The organism is Acerihabitans sp. TG2 (assembly GCF_035013185.1).
Taxonomy (GTDB): domain Bacteria; phylum Pseudomonadota; class Gammaproteobacteria; order Enterobacterales; family Enterobacteriaceae; genus Acerihabitans.
This window is the reverse complement of record NZ_JAYGJO010000004.1, coordinates 127,894-146,045: the sequence shown is the minus strand read 5'-3', so window position 1 is coordinate 146,045 and position 18,152 is coordinate 127,894. Positions and strand designations below refer to the sequence as shown.

The window sequence follows — 18,152 nt, the reverse complement described above, 5'->3', positions numbered from 1 at the left end:
TAATTCATTCCAACAGGAGTCGCCACATGAGCAACGCTTTTCTGGATGTAGTCAAAGGTCGCCGGTCGATTTACGCCATCGGCAAAAATGTCGCTCAGTCGGAAGACCAGATTGCCGCGCTGGTAAAGGAGGCGGTGAAATATAGCCCCTCCTCTTTCAATTCTCAAAGCTCTCGGGTTGTGGTGCTTTTTGGGCATCAGCATCAAAAATTGTGGAATATCACCCAAGAGACGCTGAGGAAAATTGTGCCGGAGGCTGCTTTTGGCGCCACCGAAACCAAACTGGCGTCGTTTGCTGCGGGTGTAGGGACGGTATTGTTTTTTGAAGACACCCAGGTCATTGATGCATTGCAAAAGCAATTCGCCGCCTACGCTGATAATTTCCCAGTCTGGTCGGAACATTCCACCGGCATCGCCCAGTTCGCCGTTTGGACCGCCCTGGCGCAGGAAAATATTGGCGCGACCTTGCAGCATTACAATCCGCTGATCGACGATGAAGTCAAAAACAGCTGGCATTTACCTGCCAGTTGGAAACTGCGGGCGCAGATGCCGTTTGGCTCGATTGAACAGCTGGCTGGCGAAAAAACCTTCATCTCTGACGAAGAACGTTTCCGCGTTTTTAAATAGTTTATTAATAGTAGATTATTATTTTAGCAAACCCGACGGGACCGGCAGACCAGCCGGTCTTTTCACATGGGTTTACAAAACAGCCCGACTTATTAGCTGATGATGAAAAGGAGTGAGTAATGACCCGGCTTTTATTGGTGTTTTTGTGTTTCGTTGCTATCTGTGTCGGCATTATTGCGGTGCAAATGGGCGGCCGGTTTCCGTGGATTTAATCGCTTCTGACCGGCAGTTTACGCACCCCTAACCAGAGCTGTAGGGTATTGATTAATATCATGACGGCCGTGAATATAAACACCCAGCGAAACCCCAGCACCGCCGATACGCTGGAGCCTATAAGCGGCCCTACCACGTTACCCATATACATAAATGATTGGTTATAACCGAAGATCCGTCCGGTAACCCGATTGCTCGAATATTTCACTAACAGTGTTTGCACCGCCGGCATAAGTGCGCCGTCGGTAAAACCTAACAGAAAACGCAGTACACCCAATTGAAAAGGTGTTTTAACCCAGGCCATAAAACAGAACAGCACAATACTGCATACCATGGCCGTCATCAGGATGCGCGAGGTACCGATGCGATCGCCAAGCTTGCCCAGTCGAGGGGCGGCAATCAACGCCGACACGCCGGGTACTGCGGCAATGATGCCGCTGATAAAGGCCAGGTTGCCGGTATCACTGGAAATATCCTTGATGAACAGCGTCAGGATCGGGCTAATGGAGCTATTGGTTAGCTGGATCATCATGGTGGTGATAAATAAACTGAAGATCAGCCCAGGGTAAGGGAGCGAGTGAAAGATCTCCCGTCCTTTTAGCTGATCGGCTTTGTTAACTTTGACCACCCGTTCTTTAATCAGGAATAAGGTGACGAGAAAGCTGGTGAACATCAGCCCTGAGGTCACCAGGAACACCACCCGCAGTCCAAGATGATCGGCCATAAAACCCCCCATCAGGGGGCCGACAATGACACCCGAAACCTGTCCGGTGGATAATGTACCCAGGGCCCAGCCGCTTTTGTCGCGTGGGACCTGCGAAGCCACTAACGCCATGGCATTGGGAATGTAACCTGACGTGAGCCCCATCAACGCGCGCAGCAGAAACAGCTGATAGACATTACTGGCAAATCCTTGCAAGGCGATCACCACCGCCATGCCTAAAGAGGCGCGCAGCAGCATGAGCTTGCGTCCTTTGCGATCCGCCAGGCTGCCCCATAACGGAGCGACGACTGCGGATACCAGGAAGGTGGCGCTAAACACCAGGCCTGACCAGATACTGAGTGCTTCATGGCTATGAACACCCAATTGTTCCACATAGAGTGGCAAAAAAGGTAAAATCTGGCTCATGGCCAGTCCGGTAAAAAAGCAGCCTAACCAGACTGAGGCAATATTTAGCTTCCAGGCTTCCATAGGGATTTTTGCGTGTGAGTAAGGTAGAGGGTTAATCATTAGTGTGATGATAATATCATTTTGATGAAATTTCGTTGCATGAACTTCTCCTTTAATATGTAGCAAAATAATCTGACCTAAGGGCCAGGGCATCAGTAGTGAACTTACTGCCAAAAAAAATAATTTGCTATTATATAGTGCGCTATTTATAATTACTCCATCGACACTCTTTTGATGGTCAACCGCCGATGGATACGAATTTGATGCTGGATCAGCAATTCTGTTTTGCCCTTTACTCGGCAAATCTGGCGCTGAACAAAGTGTATCGTAAAGTATTGGCCAAGCTGAACCTGACCTACCCGCAGTATTTGGTGATGCTGGTGCTGTGGGAACGGGACGAAGTGATGGTTTCCGAGATTGGCGATCAGCTATTTCTCGATTCCGCCACCTTGACGCCATTGCTTAAACGTTTGGAAATTGCCGGTCTGTTGGGGCGGTATCGTTCTGCGGTGGATGAGCGGCAAGTGATTATCCGCCTGACTGAACGTGGATGGGCACTGCGTGAAACCGCACAAACTGTCCCCGGTGAAATATTGTGTGCTACCGGTTGTGGTGCACCTCGGCTTAACGATATGAAACATCAGTTAGAAACACTGCGCGCCCAACTGGCACAGCACTAACTGACCAGGGCAACCTGGACGCCATAGTCGATGGTGCCTTGGTTGCCTGAAGACCAGGTGGTGCTATTGATGGTCTATACTTAACTGAGTCTGTATTTATAGATTGCGGGCGATTTAATCGTGGGTTATAAACCTGCCCATAAAGTAAATCACATCCAATAACGTAAGAGGGAAAGAGATATGTCTATTGAAAAAGTAGTTTATCGTGCGAAGGCCAAGGCTACCGGCGGACGTGATGGACGCGCAACTTCATCCGACGGCGTACTGGATGTCAAACTGGGCATACCGAAAGAGATGGGTGGCCCGGGTGGGGAGTTCACCAATCCAGAACAGCTGTTTGCTGCCGGTTACTCTGCATGTTTCCTGGGTGCGCTAAAACACGTGGCCTCTCAGGAAAAAGTCAAGCTACCGGCTGATGCCTTTATTGAAGGTACCGTGGGTATCGGCGCGGTGCCCACCGGGTTTGCGATTGAAGTGCAGCTGGATATCCATTTAGCCGGCATGGATCGTGGTGTAGCGGAAGAGTTAGTGAAAAAGGCCCATGTGGTCTGCCCTTATTCTAATGCGACCCGCAATAACATTGATGTTAAACTTAATGTTATTAGTTAATTTGGTTCATTAAACTGGTGCCATCTCAAGGGGCGCCGGTAAAAAATCTGGACAACACCGCCATTAGCCGCGTGCTGATGGCGGTTTTTTATCGACGTTCAATGATCAGTATTGATAACGCTATAATTTTTGAGGCGAATAACGGGTGTTGTAAACCGGTAACCTCACTGGCGTTGTAATATATTGACCTAACGATGATCACTATCTTGCCGTCATGGATTTTTTCCTTAAAAAGGGATTGACGCAAAAAGAGGGTCGCAGTAAGATGCGCCCGCATTCGGTGAGTGGCGCAGCCTGGTAGCGCAATACGTTCGGGACGTATGGGTCGGAGGTTCAAATCCTCTCTCACCGACCACATTCCCCAAAAGTCTTGTTCATCGTTGTCCAGACAAGGCCTTTTAGAAGTATAAAAAAAGCAGCCGGTTATCATGACCTGCTGCTTTTTTTTGTTATCTGCTCTCTATTCCCCCTAAATATCGTTAATATTTTTGCTATTTACGTGATCTATTTCAATTTTTTATTCTTCCTGCCGAAATTTGTTATTCCCTTTTGCCACTCGTCGCCAAAATGGCTCGCGCGACGGTACCGATCAGCTTCTGAGCCATCAATTTATTCCGTGTTGTCTGTTTCAGTCGTGTGTTCTTTATCCACATTAAGCGGGGCGGTTAGCAGTACAAGACATATTATTTTTTGAGGGAAAGCGTTTTATTTGGCGATGAGGATGGATATGAATATTGGGATACCGAAAGAACGATTAACGAATGAGGCACGCGTTGCAGCAACACCTAAAACAGTAGAACAGCTGTTGACGCTTGGTTTTTCCGTGATCATCGAACAAGACGCCGGGCAAAAAGCGAGTTTTGATGATGCGGCCTATCGGGCAGCCGGCGCGGCCGTGGTGGACGGTCTTGAGGTCTGGTTGGCAGATGTGGTCCTGGCGGTGAATGCGCCAAGTGACGATGAAATAGCGCTGATGCGCGCCGGCAGCACGCTTATCTGTTTTATTTGGCCCGCACAACATCCTGACTTATTAAAAAAACTGGCCGCGCGTCAGATCAACGTCATGGCAATGGACTCGGTGCCGCGTATTTCACGCGCCCAGTCAATGGATGCGTTGAGTTCAATGGCCAATATTGCCGGTTATCGCGCCATTATCGAAGCGGCCCATGAATTCGGCCGCTTTTTTACCGGACAGATCACCGCTGCGGGTAAAGTCCCGCCGGCGAAAGTGGTGATTATCGGTGCCGGTGTGGCGGGGCTGGCGGCCATTGGCGCCGCCGGTAGCCTGGGGGCGATTGTCCGTGCTTTTGATACGCGTCCGGAAGTCAAAGAACAGGTACAAAGCATGGGTGCCGAGTTCCTCGAACTGCATCTTGACGAAGAGGCCGGTAGTGGCGACGGTTATGCCAAGGTGATGTCCCCCGCGTTTATCCAGGCCGAGATGGCACTGTTTGCCGCTCAGGCAAAAGAGGTGGACATTATCGTGACCACGGCGTTGATCCCGGGCAAACCGGCGCCACGCCTGATCACTGCAGAGATGGTTGCTTCGATGAAGCCGGGCAGTGTGATTGTCGATTTGGCGGCCCAGAACGGGGGCAACTGCGAACTTACGGTAGCAGACCAGATCACGGTGACGTCTAACGGTGTGCGCATCATCGGTTATACCGATTTGCCCAGTCGGTTACCAACGCAGTCTTCCCAGCTCTACGGTACCAATTTGCTTAATTTGCTCAAGCTGCTGTGTAAAGCGAAAGACGGCGAGATCATTATCGATTTTGATGATGCGGTGATCCGGGGTGTGACGGTGGTGAAACTCGGCGAGGTGACCTGGCCAGCGCCGGCTATCAAGGTCTCGGCGAAGCCGGTCCAGGCTCAACCGGCCCCGATCGCCAAGGTGCCAGCCAAGCCGAATGCCCCCTGGAAAAAATATGTGTTGCTGCTGGTATTGGTGGTGCTATTTGGCCGACTCGCCAATGTGGCGCCGCAAGCGTTCCTATCGCACTTTACCGTGTTCGCACTGGCGTGCGTGGTGGGTAACTATGTGGTGTGGAATGTGAGTCATGCGCTACATACACCCTTGATGTCGGTCACCAATGCCATTTCAGGCATTATCGTGGTGGGTGCGCTGTTGCAGATTGGGCAAGGCGGTTGGGTCGGTTCACTGTCGTTTATCGCGGTGCTGGTTGCCAGCATCAATATTTTCGGTGGGTTCACCGTTACTCAGCGCATGCTGAAAATGTTCCGTAAAGGCTAAGGGAAAATCATGGTCCACATTTCGGAGGGATTGGTCACCGCAGCTTATATCGTGGCGGCCATCTTGTTTATCTTCAGCCTGGCGGGACTGTCGCAACACGCGACCTCTTTGCGAGGAAATTTTTTAGGTATTAGCGGCATGGCGCTAGCCTTGCTGGCTACAGTGGCCGGATTGGGTGCCGACACGGGGACAATTGCCCGCATCGTCGCGGCGATGGCGATCGGCGGCATGATTGGCGTCTATTTGGCCAAAAAGGTTGAAATGACCGGTATGCCTGAGCTGGTGGCCATGTTGCACAGCTTTGTCGGTTTGGCGGCGGTGTTGGTGGGGTATAACAGTTTTCTCTACCATGAGGCCAATGTTGACGCGGTGATGGTCAATATTCATCTGACCGAAGTGTTTCTCGGTATCTTTATCGGTGCGATAACCTTTACCGGCTCGATCGTGGCCTTCGGCAAATTGCGCGGCATTTTTTCGTCTAAGCCGCTGATCTTGCGGCAACGGCACAAGTTGAATGTGCTGGCGCTGCTGCTGTCTTTGCTGTTGTTATGCGTCTTTATCAAACCGGAGATGGTTACCCTGCCGGCGGGTATCTCGATGATGGGACCGCAGCTCTTGGCATTGCTGGTGATGACCCTGATTGCGCTGGCGTTTGGCTGGCATCTGGTGGCCTCCATCGGCGGGGCGGATATGCCGGTGGTGATCTCCATGCTCAATTCCTACTCGGGCTGGGCAGCGGCGGCGGCGGGTTTTATGCTCAATAACGATCTGTTGATTGTGACCGGCGCGCTGGTCGGTTCATCCGGTGCCATTCTCTCCTACATCATGTGTAAAGCCATGAACCGCTCGTTTATCAGCGTGATTGCGGGAGGGTTCGGTTCTGACGGTAGCGCCTCGAGCACCGCGGAGGAAACCGGAGAACATCGCGAAGTGAGCGCCGAGGAAACGGCGGAGCTGCTGAAAAATTCCACGTCGGTGATCATCACCCCCGGCTATGGCATGGCAGTGGCGCAGGCCCAATATCCGGTAGCGGATATGACCAAACGATTACGGGAACGCGGTGTGAAAGTCCGCTTCGGAATCCATCCGGTGGCCGGACGCTTGCCCGGGCACATGAACGTGCTGCTGGCGGAAGCCAAGGTCCCCTACGATATTGTGCTGGAATTGGATGAAATCAATGACGATTTCACTGATACCGACACGGTGTTGGTTATCGGGGCGAACGACACGGTAAACCCGGCAGCCCAGGAAGATCCGCACAGCCCGATTGCCGGTATGCCGGTATTGGAAGTATGGAAAGCACAGAACGTGATTGTCTTTAAGCGCTCGATGAGTACCGGTTATGCCGGAGTACAAAATCCGCTGTTTTTTAAAGAGAACACACAAATGCTGTTCGGCGACGCCAAAGCCAGCGTGGAGGCCATCCTCAAGTACCTGTAAACCGGCTTTATGAATGACGGGTGGTGGCACGTGCAACCACCCGCCTAAATCTGTTAGGCAAGGTCATGGCGTCGGTTGAGGATGGCTGTTGACTCTGGAGTGATCTGAAAAGGGGTTTAATTGTGTCTCGTACCATAATGTTAGTCCCTACCGGCCCAAGCGTCGGGTTGACGAGTGTCAGCCTGGGGGTGATTCGCGCCATCGAACGTCAAGGCGTGCGCCTGAGCATCTATAAACCCATTGCTCAACCGCCAGGCTCAGACCCGACGCACGACGATCTTCCTGCCGACACCGGTCTGCTCAGCGCGACGCCGCTCACTATCAGTCATGTCGAGGCACTACTTGGCACCGATCAGCAGGATCGGCTACTCGAAGAGATTGTTGCTGGTTTTTATGCCCAGACCCAAGGCGCGCAAGTGGTGCTAGTGGAAGGGTTAGCCTCGACGCGTCATCATCAGTTTGCTCACGCGTTGAATGCTCAGATCGCGAAGGCTCTGAACGCGGAAATCGTTTTTGTCTTATCGCTGGGCGACGACGTGCCGGTGCACTTAAAAGAGCGTATTGAATTGGCGCGCGCGGGTTTTGGCGGCGGCAAGAACAACAATATCATCGGTGTTATCATTAACAAACTGAACGCGCCGGTTGACGAGCAGGGTCGCATACGCCCTGATTTGTCAGAACTGTTTGATAGAATAGACCTAAACAACACAACCCATATCAGTGGTATTGCACAGTGGGTTGATAGCCCACTGCCGATACTGGGGCGCATACCCTGGAATGTTGGACTGATCGCAACGCGCGCTATCGACATGGCCCGGCACCTGAACGCTCGCATTATCAACCAAGGTGAGATACGAACGCGTCGGATCACCTCAATCACTTTCTGCGCGGCGAATCTTCCGCAGCTATTAAAACACTTTCTCCCCGGTTCATTGCTGGTCACCTCGTCCGATCGCCCTGATGTGCTGATTGCCGTCAGCCTTGCGGCAATGAGCGGGGTCGAGATCGGCGCCATCTTGCTGACCGGCGGTAAGGACATCAAGCCCTGTGTTGCCGCACTGTGCGAGCGCGCCTTACAAACCGGGCTGCCGGTGTTTATGGTAGACACCCAGACGTGGCAGACGTCTCTTGACCTGCAACGTTTTAGTCTGGCCGTCCCGCAGGACGATCATCAGCGAGTGGAACAAATACAGAACTACATTGCCGATTATATCGACACCCGTTGGATCGGTTCATTGACCGCCAGTTCCGAACGTTCGCGCCGCCTGTCGCCGCCGGCGTTTCGTTACCAGTTGACTGAACGGGCCCGGCAGGCCGGTAAACGTATCGTGCTGCCCGAAGGCGAGGAACCACGTACGGTGAAAGCGGCGGCCATATGTGCTGAACGCGGCATCGCACGGTGCGTGCTGTTGGGTAATCCAATTGAAATCAAGCGTATTGCCGCTGCACAAGGGGTGGCGCTGGGCAAAGGTATCGACATTATCGATCCGGTCTTGGAACGTGAAAAGTACGTGGCACCGTTGGTGGCGTTGCGTAAAAACAAAGGCATGACCGAGGTCGTGGCGCGGGAGCAGTTACAAGATAATGTGATGCTGGCAACATTAATGTTGGCGGAGGAAACGGTTGACGGCCTGGTCTCCGGCGCTGTGCATACTACTGCCAATACGCTTCGCCCGGCACTCCAGCTGATCAAAACCGCGCCAGGATGTTCGCTGGTCTCATCGGTATTTTTTATGCTGCTGCCGGACCAGGTTTTGGTGTATGGCGACTGCGCTATCAATCCGGATCCGAGCGCCGAACAGTTGGCGGAAATCGCTATCCAGTCCGCAGATTCAGCAATGGCGTTTGGCATTGAACCCCGGGTGGCGATGATATCCTACTCTACCGGCACCTCAGGCATCGGCAGCGACGTGGATAAGGTGCGCGAAGCCACTTGTCTGGTCCAGGAAAAACGGACTGATTTGCTGGTCGACGGTCCGCTGCAATACGATGCCGCCATCATGGCCGATGTGGCCCGGTCCAAAGCACCGAATTCACCGGTAGCAGGGAAAGCGACGGTCTTTATCTTTCCGGATTTGAATACCGGCAATACAACCTATAAAGCGGTGCAGCGCTCAGCGGATTTAGTGTCTATTGGGCCGATGCTGCAGGGCATTCGCCGACCAGTGAATGATTTATCGCGTGGCGCTTTAGTGGACGACATTGTTTATACCATTGCCCTGACGGCTATTCAGGCAGCGCAAAATGAAGATACTCGTGCAACTTCACGTGACGGGTGTATGGATGTTTCTGCGGCTCAAATTATTTAAGCCGCAACGAATATAAAAATGTTATTTATTCTGTGTTGTCCCGAGGTATGAAAATAAGACCTCATAAGTTTTTTGCGACGGCACAGACTGTTTATGCCAAGAAACCTGCCGGGCGTATATTATCGATTTGAGTACATTGGCAACTCCTATATCAAGGGCCAAGCCTTGTTTGTCGCGTTCGAGAGAAAACCCTGACAAGCAGACAGTGTGGAGATTGCGTTTATGACTCTAGCATTATTAATGCTGAATACGGACCGGTGGGAGAATGTGGATAACCTTTTTCGATTACTTTTATACTTAAGGATTTATCATGACAATCTCCACTTTTTCCTTGCCCCGTAATATTGTTTATGGGGAAAATGCGTTAGATCATTTATCGCAATTAGTCGGTAAAAGAGCTGCGCTGGTGACCGGCGGAAGTTCGATGAAACGTTTGGGATTTTTAAAACGTGCCGAGGACCTGTTAAAACAAGCAAATTTTGAATGCATTATTATTGATAATGTTGAGCCGAATCCCTCGGTTGAAACCGTACGCAACGGCGCTGAAGCGATGCTGGCCTTCCAACCTGACTGGATTGTGGCCATCGGCGGCGGATCGGCACTGGACGCGGCCAAAGTGATGTGGTGTTTTTATGAGCATCCGCACTTGAGTTTCGAAGATATTATCCCCGTAGGCTCAATGCCGCCGTTGCGCACTAAGGCCCGTTTTGTGGCTATTCCCTCTACCAGCGGCAGTGGCTCTGAAATTACCTCATTTTCGGTTATCACCGATACCAAGAACCATATTAAATACCCCATAGTCGCGGCGGATATGGTGCCGGATATCGCGATCCTCGACCCGCGTATTCCAGCGAAAATGCCGCCGAGTATTACCGCTAATACCGGTATGGATGTGTTGACCCATGCGCTGGAAGCCTATGCTTCCACCGCAGCGACGTCGTTTACTGACCCTTATGCCATAGAAGCCATCCGGTTGGTGTTCGACAATCTTGAAACCGCCTATTTGCAACCGGATAATCTTATTGCCCGCTATAATATGCATAACGCCTCAGCGCTGGCCGGCATTGCCTTCACCAATGCGTCGCTAGGCCTAGTACATTCCATGGCGCATAAAATCGGCGGTGAGTTCGATATTACCCACGGATTAGCCAATGCGATTATGCTGCCTTATATTATTCAATATAATCGCTTATCTACCGATAAATATCGCTTATTGGAAAGAACGCTGAGAATCAAAGATCTGATAGACGCGATCAAAGACCTTAACCGGCGGTTGGATATTCCCTTGACCCTAAAGGACTGTCGGGAAGTCGTTATTGAGGAGAAAACATTTAATACGGTACTGGAACGAATGAGTGAAAACGCGTTGGCCGATCCTTGTACGGTAACCAATCCTGGTCATACGAGTGTAGAAAATATCAAAAACCTTTATCAGCAAAGTTATTATGGTAAATAAATATTTCTGATTCTTGTTAACAAATTTCACAGAGCGCCCATTGGGCCGCTCTGTGAAATACCCCATAAATAACAACAATCACCTAGCGCGAGTGTGGCTGAACCTGATGGCACGGTGATTTATCCGAAACTATTACTGATGAAGCTATATTGGTAATTAAATTGTTATGAAAAAGTAAAAGCCCTGTCTGCATTAATAAAGTATCAATCGTCATTATTTAAGTGATCTCTTTCACCCTTTTATTCATGTTGCCGAAATTTGTTATTGCCTTTTACTGCTCATTGTCAGAATGGTCTGTGAGACGAGGGGGTAATGAAATGGAAACCAAGCATATTATTTAAAACTTGTCTGGGTAAGCAGGATGCGTAGGCCTAGTCGAAACGTTGTAAATCCGTTCCCCCCTTTCCAAATAACCAGCAGGCTAACCCTGCCTTTGGTAGTTGTTGGCCTTGCCCGGTTTTTATCATGCCATATGAGGACAGTGACGATGAAACAGCTTATACCCGAACAGGCAGTACAGGCAGTAAATATGATGCAAGCCGGCGTGTTCGCCACGCTCGACGAGGCGGTGGCTGCCGCCAAGCAAGCACAAAAGCTGCTTAACAGTGTCGCGCTGCGTCAGCGAGTGATCGAGGCTATCCGCCAGGCTGGGGAACGGTATGCGCAGGTGTTGGCGGAGATGGCGGTTGCCGAAACGGGCATGGGCCGCGTCGCCGACAAATACGCCAAGAATGTGTCGCAAGCACGCGGGACACCGGGCATGGAATGCCTGTCGGCGGAAGTGCTGACCGGTGACAATGGACTGACGCTGATTGAAAACGCGCCTTGGGGCGTAGTCGCCTCGGTCACGCCTTCCACCAATCCGGCGGCGACTATTATCAATAATGCCATCAGTATGATTGCCGCTGGCAATAGCGTGGTTTTCGCGCCGCATCCGTCCGCGAAAAAAGTTTCGCAGCACACTATCAGCCTGTTAAACAATGCCATTTTGGCGGTCGGTGGGCCGGATAATCTACTGGTTACCGTAGAGAACCCCGACATTGAAACGGCGCAACGCCTGTTTAAGTATCCCGGCATTGGTCTGTTAGTGGTCACCGGCGGTGAGGCAGTGGTGGAAGCGGCGCGTAAGCACACCGATAAACGACTTATCGCGGCAGGGTCGGGCAATCCGCCGGTCGTCGTGGATGAAACGGCAAATATCTGGGCGGCGGCTCGCGCCATCGTACGGGGCGCGTCTTTTGATAACAACATCATCTGCGCCGATGAAAAAGTGCTAATTGTGGTTGATAGCGTTGCCGATGAGTTGTTGGCGGAAATGCAACTCGCACAGGCCGTGTTACTCGATGATGAGCAAGTCCGGCAATTGTTGCCCGTGCTGCTGTCTGATATTGATGACACCGGCAAAGGAACCGTCAGCCGCGACTGGGTTGGTCGTGATGCGGCGAAAATTGCAGCGACCATCGGTCTGAAGGTTGACGAACAAACCCGCTTGCTACTCGCCGAAACCGATGCTGCACATCCGTTTGCCGTTACCGAGATGATGATGCCGGTATTGGCGGTGGTGCGGGTCAATAACGTGGCTGAGGCCATTGAGCTGGCGGTGAAGCTCGAAGGTGGCCGTCATCATACTGCCGCGCTGCACTCCACCAATATTAACAATATGAATCAAATGGCAAATGCGGTTGATACCAGCATCTTTGTAAAGAATGGTCCTTGTATCGCGGGGCTTGGGTTGGGCGGTGAAGGCTGGACATCAATGACCATCTCGACGCCGACTGGCGAAGGGGTAACCTCTGCGCGCACATTTGTCCGCCTGCGTCGTTGTGTCATGGTGGGTATGTTCCGAATCGTGTAATGGGGCAAACGTTGACCGCCTTGGTCATGCTCGATGTGTGATCAATGGACGGTCAGCGTAACCCGTCATCATTGAGGGTGTTCAGGCGATCACGACGTGGTGATGATGATGAATATCATCGAGATCAAGTCAACGTGGCGGCATATGTTATAAAGTGCGGTATTACGCCCCATCGTCTATGGATGGCCACAATCTGGTGTTGTATCTCGTTAGGACTGTCATTGCGCGGTCATTTAATGACCAACAAAAACGTCCTCAGCGTGCATCGTCTTGATATCATGATTTACCCCCCAGGAGGTAAAAAAAATGTTGCTGCGTGAAGAAGATGAAAATATACACCACTATTTCACCCAAGATGTTTATGCGCAATCCTGCGCGATTACGGCTTGGCAGCAGCTTTACGATCAAATTCATCCTGGGCATTTTCAGGGGGAATTGACCGAGATCCTTTTTGACGGTATTCAATTATGTCGTGAATACACCAGCCTGGCGTTACGACAGTCCTGTATGGTGAAGCCGGAGTCTTTTTGGTTAGGGATTCCCGCCACCCCAGGTGCCGTAGGATTTATCGGATCGCAACCCATAGAAGAAAACTGCCTCGCCGTGAGTGCCGGCGGTGAGGAATTTGAACTGAATACGCCTGACGAATACGCGATTCTGGGCATGGTGATTTCCCATGACACGTTGTTTCAGGATACCGATATGCTGGTGGATCAGGAACAGATCTTTCGGTTATTGAGTCAGCAGTCGGCATTGATAGTGGAACCACACAAAAAAGCGGCATTATGCGCTTTAGTCCACCAGGTACTCTGGTATGGGTGTGCCGATCCACAACGAATACAGCGCGGCAATGCCGGCAAAGCCCTCAATCACCACCTGCTGATGGCGCTGTTGACGCTGTTGGAAAGTGCGCATCCGCTACCGTCCCAAACGCCAGGTAGGCGAATGGGCTATCGGCGGTTGGTGAACGGTGCGCGAGAATACGTGCTTGACCGAACCTCGGAGCCGGTGACGGTGCTTGATTTGTGTCGCGAACTGTACGTCAGTCGCCGAACCTTACAGACCGCTTTTTGCGATGTCGTGGGTGTCGGTCCCAATTCCTGGTTGAAAATGATCCGGCTTAACGCGGTGCATCGCGAACTCATTAGTCCTTTTTCTCGCTGCCATAACGTCACTGACGCCGCCATGTCCTGGGGATTCTGGCATTTAAGCCAGTTCGCCACCGATTATCAATTGTTATTCAATGAGAAACCCTCGGCGACACTGCGTTTGCGACATCAGCCCACACATGGCGGACGCCGCACGACGTTAATGTTAAATTCGAGTTTGGCGCTGGATTCGATGGTGGTGCGTTAGATTCAAGGGATTGCTATGGCTGGGTCACGCGCGCTATCAACAACGTTAGCGCGGTGTTTTTTCGCAAAAATCACCCGAATTGTGATGAATCCCCAGCGTAGCTGGATTCATCCGGCGCCACCAGGTGGCGCACTTGCGGCGGTTGTTCACCAAGTTGAAATGCCCTTACCCGGCTTTGGATCAGTTGATCGTTAACGGTGTGGCGCTCATGTTGTCTTAAATGTTCAAGCCATGAACCCACCACAAATACCTCGACAAACTTACCGGGCGATTGCACATCTTCGTAAACCGCCCAGGTCAGTGCGCCGCCGCGCCGGCGAACGCGTCGCATTTCTTGCAGCGCAACCACGAACGGCCGTGCGTTCACGGGATCGATGTGGTACTCAACGCTTATCATAACCGGTCCACGATCGTGCGGCAGACCCGTTTGCGGCGCTGGTGGATGTTCCGTGGCATCAAGGTTCAGTTGCGGATCGTGACTCAACTTCCAACGCAGGGCGGTCGTGCTGGCCAAGATCATCCCGATGGCGGCCACCAGCAGAGAGGTTTGAATATTCACCTTAGACGCCAGTTGGCCCCAGATTGCGCTGCCGGCGGTCATTGAGCCGAAAAACACCGTCAGATAGACCGCAAGAGCACGGGCTTTAACCCAACGCGCCGCACTGCGTTGGGCGCCGACGTTAAGCGTAGACAGTATGGCAATCCAGGCAAAACCGGTAAAAAATTCTATCCCGGCCAGCAGCCAAAAATGACGGATAAATGCCAATGCCAACAAGGTCAAGGCAAACAGCAGGCTAGCCAGCACCGTCAGGCTGTCGGCGGTGAACTTGCGGCGCATCGACGGTAGCAGGATTGCCCCGCACACTGCACCGATGCCGATGGAGGCCAACAGCGCACCGTATCCCCCTGGCCCCAACCCCAGTTCCCGTCGCGCCACCAGCGGCAACAACGCCCAACCGGCGCTGCCGAACAAAAAAAACGCCATGGCCCTGATTAACACGGTCCTTAAAACCGGCGCGGAATACACGTAACGCAGTCCAACGCGCACGGCGGAAAAGAAGTGTTCCGGTGGCAGGCGTTGTATATTCGGCGCCGACTGCCAGCGAAACAGCACCCATGTCACCCCCAGCACCGATAGGGCGTTAAGTAAAAACACGGTGGCCGGGCCGCTAAAGGATAAAATCAATCCCCCCAGCGCGGGTCCGATGGCGCGACTGATATTAATGCCCAGAGAGTTCAGCGCGATGGCGGGGGCCAGCTCGGATTTTGCTACCAGGTCCGGCACCACCGCCTGAAACGGCGGTGAGCTCATGGCGGCACCGGTACTTAATAAAAAGGCGGCGGCCAGCAGCACATGCGGCGTGACATGGTCTGTCACGGCCAAAAATGCGAGCCCGGCGGCGACCACAAATACCCAGACTTGGGAAAACAGCAAGTATTTACGGCGGTCCACAATATCGGCCATGACGCCGGACGGCAAGGCGAACAGGAACATGGGCAGGCTGCTGGCGGCTTGTACCATCGCCACCATCAAGGGATCGGAATTTAGGGTCAACATCATCCAACTGGTGCCAACATCGCTCATCCATGAGCCGATATTGGATGCTACGGTTGCGATCCACAACATGCGGAATATGCTCTGGCGCAGAGGACTCCACGGCGACGACGCCTCGGCTAGCGAGGCGGTCGGTTCCACGACTAACTGATGGTTGGCTCCGGGTTTAGGCGTTTGGGTCATGGTGTTTCCTTTGTTCCCGAGGGAAGCAGGCCCCACCGGCCCGCGCCGCATAGGCTGATAGTAATAAAAATAATCAGCAGCAGCCAGCCAAACTGCCCTTCCGCCACCGACCAGTCGGGATGTACCGCCAACATGGCGATAAGCAACACCGCGATGATCGGCAAACAGGCTAACCGTGTAGCCACGCCCAGCACAATCGCTATCGGGCAGAGCACTTCTGCGAAAATGGCGGCCCATAGGCTCAATGAACGCCCCAGGCCAAACGGGTCTTCAATTTGTGCCAGCTGATTGGCGTAATGCAGGATTTTCGGTATGCCGTGAACATACAACAGCATAAAACTCCCGGCCAAACGCAAAAATAATAGCCCCAGATCGATGCGTGGTGCGGTATATAACCAAGGTTGTCTTTTCATCGGTTAGAACGCAAAGCAGCTGCAGCCCAGCGCTCCCCAAAAACCGGCGTGATGAGAGACCGGAACCGAGGAACCCCGCGCCTGGTCATGAGCGTGTCCATGTACACCGCAGGGGCCGATACAGCTATGTGGTAATTTACCGGCATTGACCCCGGTCAATTGTCGATGGTGGCCCGGAACCAGGATCACGGGCGACCAGTCTGGTAACACTGGAATCGATGCTGGGCCGTGTGAGGAAAATTCACCGTCGGCATAGACCACCTTGCCGCCGACCACGGTCATGATGGATTCAATGGCCTTGATATCCTCTTCGGCAATGGAAAAATAATCGGTGCTTAACACGACCAGGTCGGCGAACTGCCCGGCCTTGATGCGTCCTTTTTTATCCTGTTCATTGGAAAACCAGGCGCTGCCAGCGGTCCATAACTCAAGGGCTGTCTCTCGCGACAGGCGATCCACGCCTTCATAAAGCCTCAAACCGCCAACCGTTTTACCTGACACCAGCCAATAAAGTGCGGTCCACGGATTATAACTGGCCACGCGGGTGGCATCGGTACCGCCACCCACCGGTACGCCCATCTCCAACATGCGCGCTACCGGTGGGGTGTGGGATGCCGCTAACGCGCCGTAACGATCAACAAAATATTCTCCTTGGAATGCCATGCGATGTTGTATGGCAATGCCCCCACCTAGCGCACGTACTCGTTCAATATTTTTTTCGGTGATGGTTTCCGCGTGGTCAAATAACCAGTGCAAACCGTCAAATGGGATGTCCCGGTTCACTTTTTCAAACACATCGAGCATGCGGCTAATGGATTCGTTATAGGTGGCGTGCAAACGAAATGGCCAGCGTTGGCTCAACAAATGCCTAACCACCGCTTCAAGTTCATCTTCCATCCCTGGCGCCAAATCCGGCCTCGGCTCCAGAAAATCTTCAAAGTCGGCAGCAGAAAACACCAGCATTTCTCCCGCGCCGTTATGATGGTAAAAATCATCCCCCTGGCCGGGCTTGACCAACGCGGTCCAGCGTTGAAAATCCTCCAGTTCCTCACCCTTGCGCTGAGTAAACAGATTATAAGCAATCCGCACCGTCAACTGACCCTCGCGCGCTAATTGATCGACCACCTGATAATCTTCTGGATAATTTTGGAATCCGCCACCGGCGTCAATGGCACTGGTCACACCCAACCGATTGAGTTCACGCATAAATTGCCGAGTGGAATTGACCTGATACTCCAGCGGCAGCGCCGGGCCCTTGGCTAGGGTGGCATAAAGAATCATGGCATTCGGTTTGGCAATCAGCATACCGGTGGGGTTGCCTGCCTGGTCGCGCTGGATCTCCCCACCGGGAGGGTTGGGGGTCTCTTTGCCATAACCCACGGCCTGTAACGCGGCCCGATTAAGCAGCGCACGATCGTAAAGATGCAGTACAAACACCGGTGTATCGGGCGCCGCTGCATTGAGTTCATCGAGACTCGGCATGCGCCGTTCGGCGAATTGAAACTCGGTCCACCCACCAACCACCCTGACCCACTGCGGATGAGGTGTACGATCTGCCTGCTGTTTCAACATGGCTAACGCATCAGCCAACGATGGCACACCTTCCCAGCGTAATTCAAGATTGTAGTTTAGGCCGCCCCTGATCAGATGGAGGTGGGAGTCGTTCAGACCGGGGATGACGGTACGCCCCATCAAATCAATGACGGTGGTCTGTTCCCGTCGATGTCTCATGACATCGGCCTCGTTGCCAACGGCTAAAAATCTGCCGTTGCCGATAGCGACCGCGTTAACTAAGGGATTTTGCCGATCCAGAGTATGAAATTTACCGTTGATCAGGATGAGATCTGCTGTTGATTCTGCCATTAATTCTGTCATATCGGGCGAAACCATAAAACCTCCTGGCGGATGGGGACGCATTTTGTCGTGCCGGCGCCATGGCGAACATTGGGGGCCGGGCCGAACTGTGGAAAACGGATGAAACACCTTGCCGCTAGGCTGGCGATGACACAGTGGTGACGTTTTGATTATGGGC

The 18,152-nt window shown here is 52.6% G+C and carries 13 protein-coding genes and 1 tRNA gene; 10 read left to right on the top strand and 4 right to left on the bottom strand.

The features are described from left to right. Positions 1 to 26 precede the first annotated feature (26 nt). Positions 27 to 626, top strand: a complete 600-nt coding sequence (locus SJI19_RS05150) for a nitroreductase family protein (RefSeq protein WP_323477199.1) — start codon at positions 27 to 29, stop codon at positions 624 to 626. 208 nt (positions 627 to 834) lie between these two features. Here the strand turns inward: SJI19_RS05150 and SJI19_RS05145 are convergent, their stop codons facing one another. Beyond that, on the bottom strand, positions 835 to 2,031 hold the full coding sequence (locus tag SJI19_RS05145) for a multidrug efflux MFS transporter (protein WP_323477198.1): 1,197 nt from the start codon (positions 2,029 to 2,031) through the stop codon (positions 835 to 837). Between the two features lie 227 nt (positions 2,032 to 2,258). Between SJI19_RS05145 and SJI19_RS05140 the strand changes: the two genes are divergently transcribed. From SJI19_RS05140 to eutR, 9 genes are all read left to right on the top strand, one after another. Then, complete coding sequence (locus SJI19_RS05140) at positions 2,259 to 2,690, top strand: MarR family transcriptional regulator (RefSeq protein WP_323477197.1); 432 nt, start codon at positions 2,259 to 2,261, stop codon at positions 2,688 to 2,690. A gap of 180 nt (positions 2,691 to 2,870) precedes the next feature. Beyond that, positions 2,871 to 3,299 carry an organic hydroperoxide resistance protein gene (locus tag SJI19_RS05135; protein ID WP_323477196.1) on the top strand — a complete coding sequence of 143 codons (429 nt, stop codon included), beginning with the start codon at positions 2,871 to 2,873 and terminating at the stop codon, positions 3,297 to 3,299. Between the two features lie 278 nt (positions 3,300 to 3,577). Next, positions 3,578 to 3,654: transfer RNA gene (locus tag SJI19_RS05130), tRNA-Pro, on the top strand. 372 nt (positions 3,655 to 4,026) lie between these two features. Then, entirely contained in the window at positions 4,027 to 5,553 is a 1,527-nt protein-coding gene (gene pntA / locus SJI19_RS05125) for a Re/Si-specific NAD(P)(+) transhydrogenase subunit alpha (protein WP_323477195.1), read from the top strand. Positions 5,554 to 5,571: 18 nt separating this feature from the next. Continuing rightward, entirely contained in the window at positions 5,572 to 6,993 is a 1,422-nt protein-coding gene (gene pntB, locus SJI19_RS05120) for a Re/Si-specific NAD(P)(+) transhydrogenase subunit beta (RefSeq protein ID WP_323477316.1), read from the top strand. A 122-nt stretch (positions 6,994 to 7,115) separates the two neighbouring features. Further along, entirely contained in the window at positions 7,116 to 9,302 is a 2,187-nt protein-coding gene (gene pta, locus SJI19_RS05115) for a phosphate acetyltransferase (protein ID WP_323477194.1), read from the top strand. Between the two features lie 310 nt (positions 9,303 to 9,612). Continuing rightward, positions 9,613 to 10,758, top strand: a complete 1,146-nt coding sequence (locus tag SJI19_RS05110; protein ID WP_323477193.1) for an iron-containing alcohol dehydrogenase — start codon at positions 9,613 to 9,615, stop codon at positions 10,756 to 10,758. 472 nt (positions 10,759 to 11,230) lie between these two features. Continuing rightward, the gene (locus tag SJI19_RS05105; protein ID WP_323477192.1) at positions 11,231 to 12,613 is read left to right on the top strand and encodes an aldehyde dehydrogenase family protein; all 1,383 of its coding nucleotides are present in this window, start codon (positions 11,231 to 11,233) and stop codon (positions 12,611 to 12,613) included. Between the two features lie 306 nt (positions 12,614 to 12,919). Then, positions 12,920 to 13,969 carry an HTH-type transcriptional regulator EutR gene (gene eutR / locus SJI19_RS05100; protein ID WP_323477191.1) on the top strand — a complete coding sequence of 350 codons (1,050 nt, stop codon included), beginning with the start codon at positions 12,920 to 12,922 and terminating at the stop codon, positions 13,967 to 13,969. Positions 13,970 to 14,039: 70 nt separating this feature from the next. Here eutR and SJI19_RS05095 read toward each other — a convergent pair whose 3' ends face one another. From SJI19_RS05095 to SJI19_RS05085, 3 genes are read right to left on the bottom strand one after another with little or no spacing between them, the layout of a single operon-like run. Continuing rightward, on the bottom strand, positions 14,040 to 15,707 hold the full coding sequence (locus SJI19_RS05095) for an MFS transporter (RefSeq protein ID WP_323477190.1): 1,668 nt from the start codon (positions 15,705 to 15,707) through the stop codon (positions 14,040 to 14,042). Beyond that, positions 15,704 to 16,120 (bottom strand): DoxX family protein, encoded by a 417-nt coding sequence (locus SJI19_RS05090; protein ID WP_323477189.1) that lies wholly within the window; start codon positions 16,118 to 16,120, stop codon positions 15,704 to 15,706. The genes SJI19_RS05095 and SJI19_RS05090 overlap by 4 nt, the downstream gene beginning before the upstream one ends. 3 nt (positions 16,121 to 16,123) lie before the next feature. Continuing rightward, positions 16,124 to 18,010, bottom strand: coding sequence for an amidohydrolase (locus tag SJI19_RS05085; protein ID WP_323477188.1), 1,887 nt, complete (start codon positions 18,008 to 18,010; stop codon positions 16,124 to 16,126). Between the last annotated feature and the right edge of the window lie 142 nt (positions 18,011 to 18,152).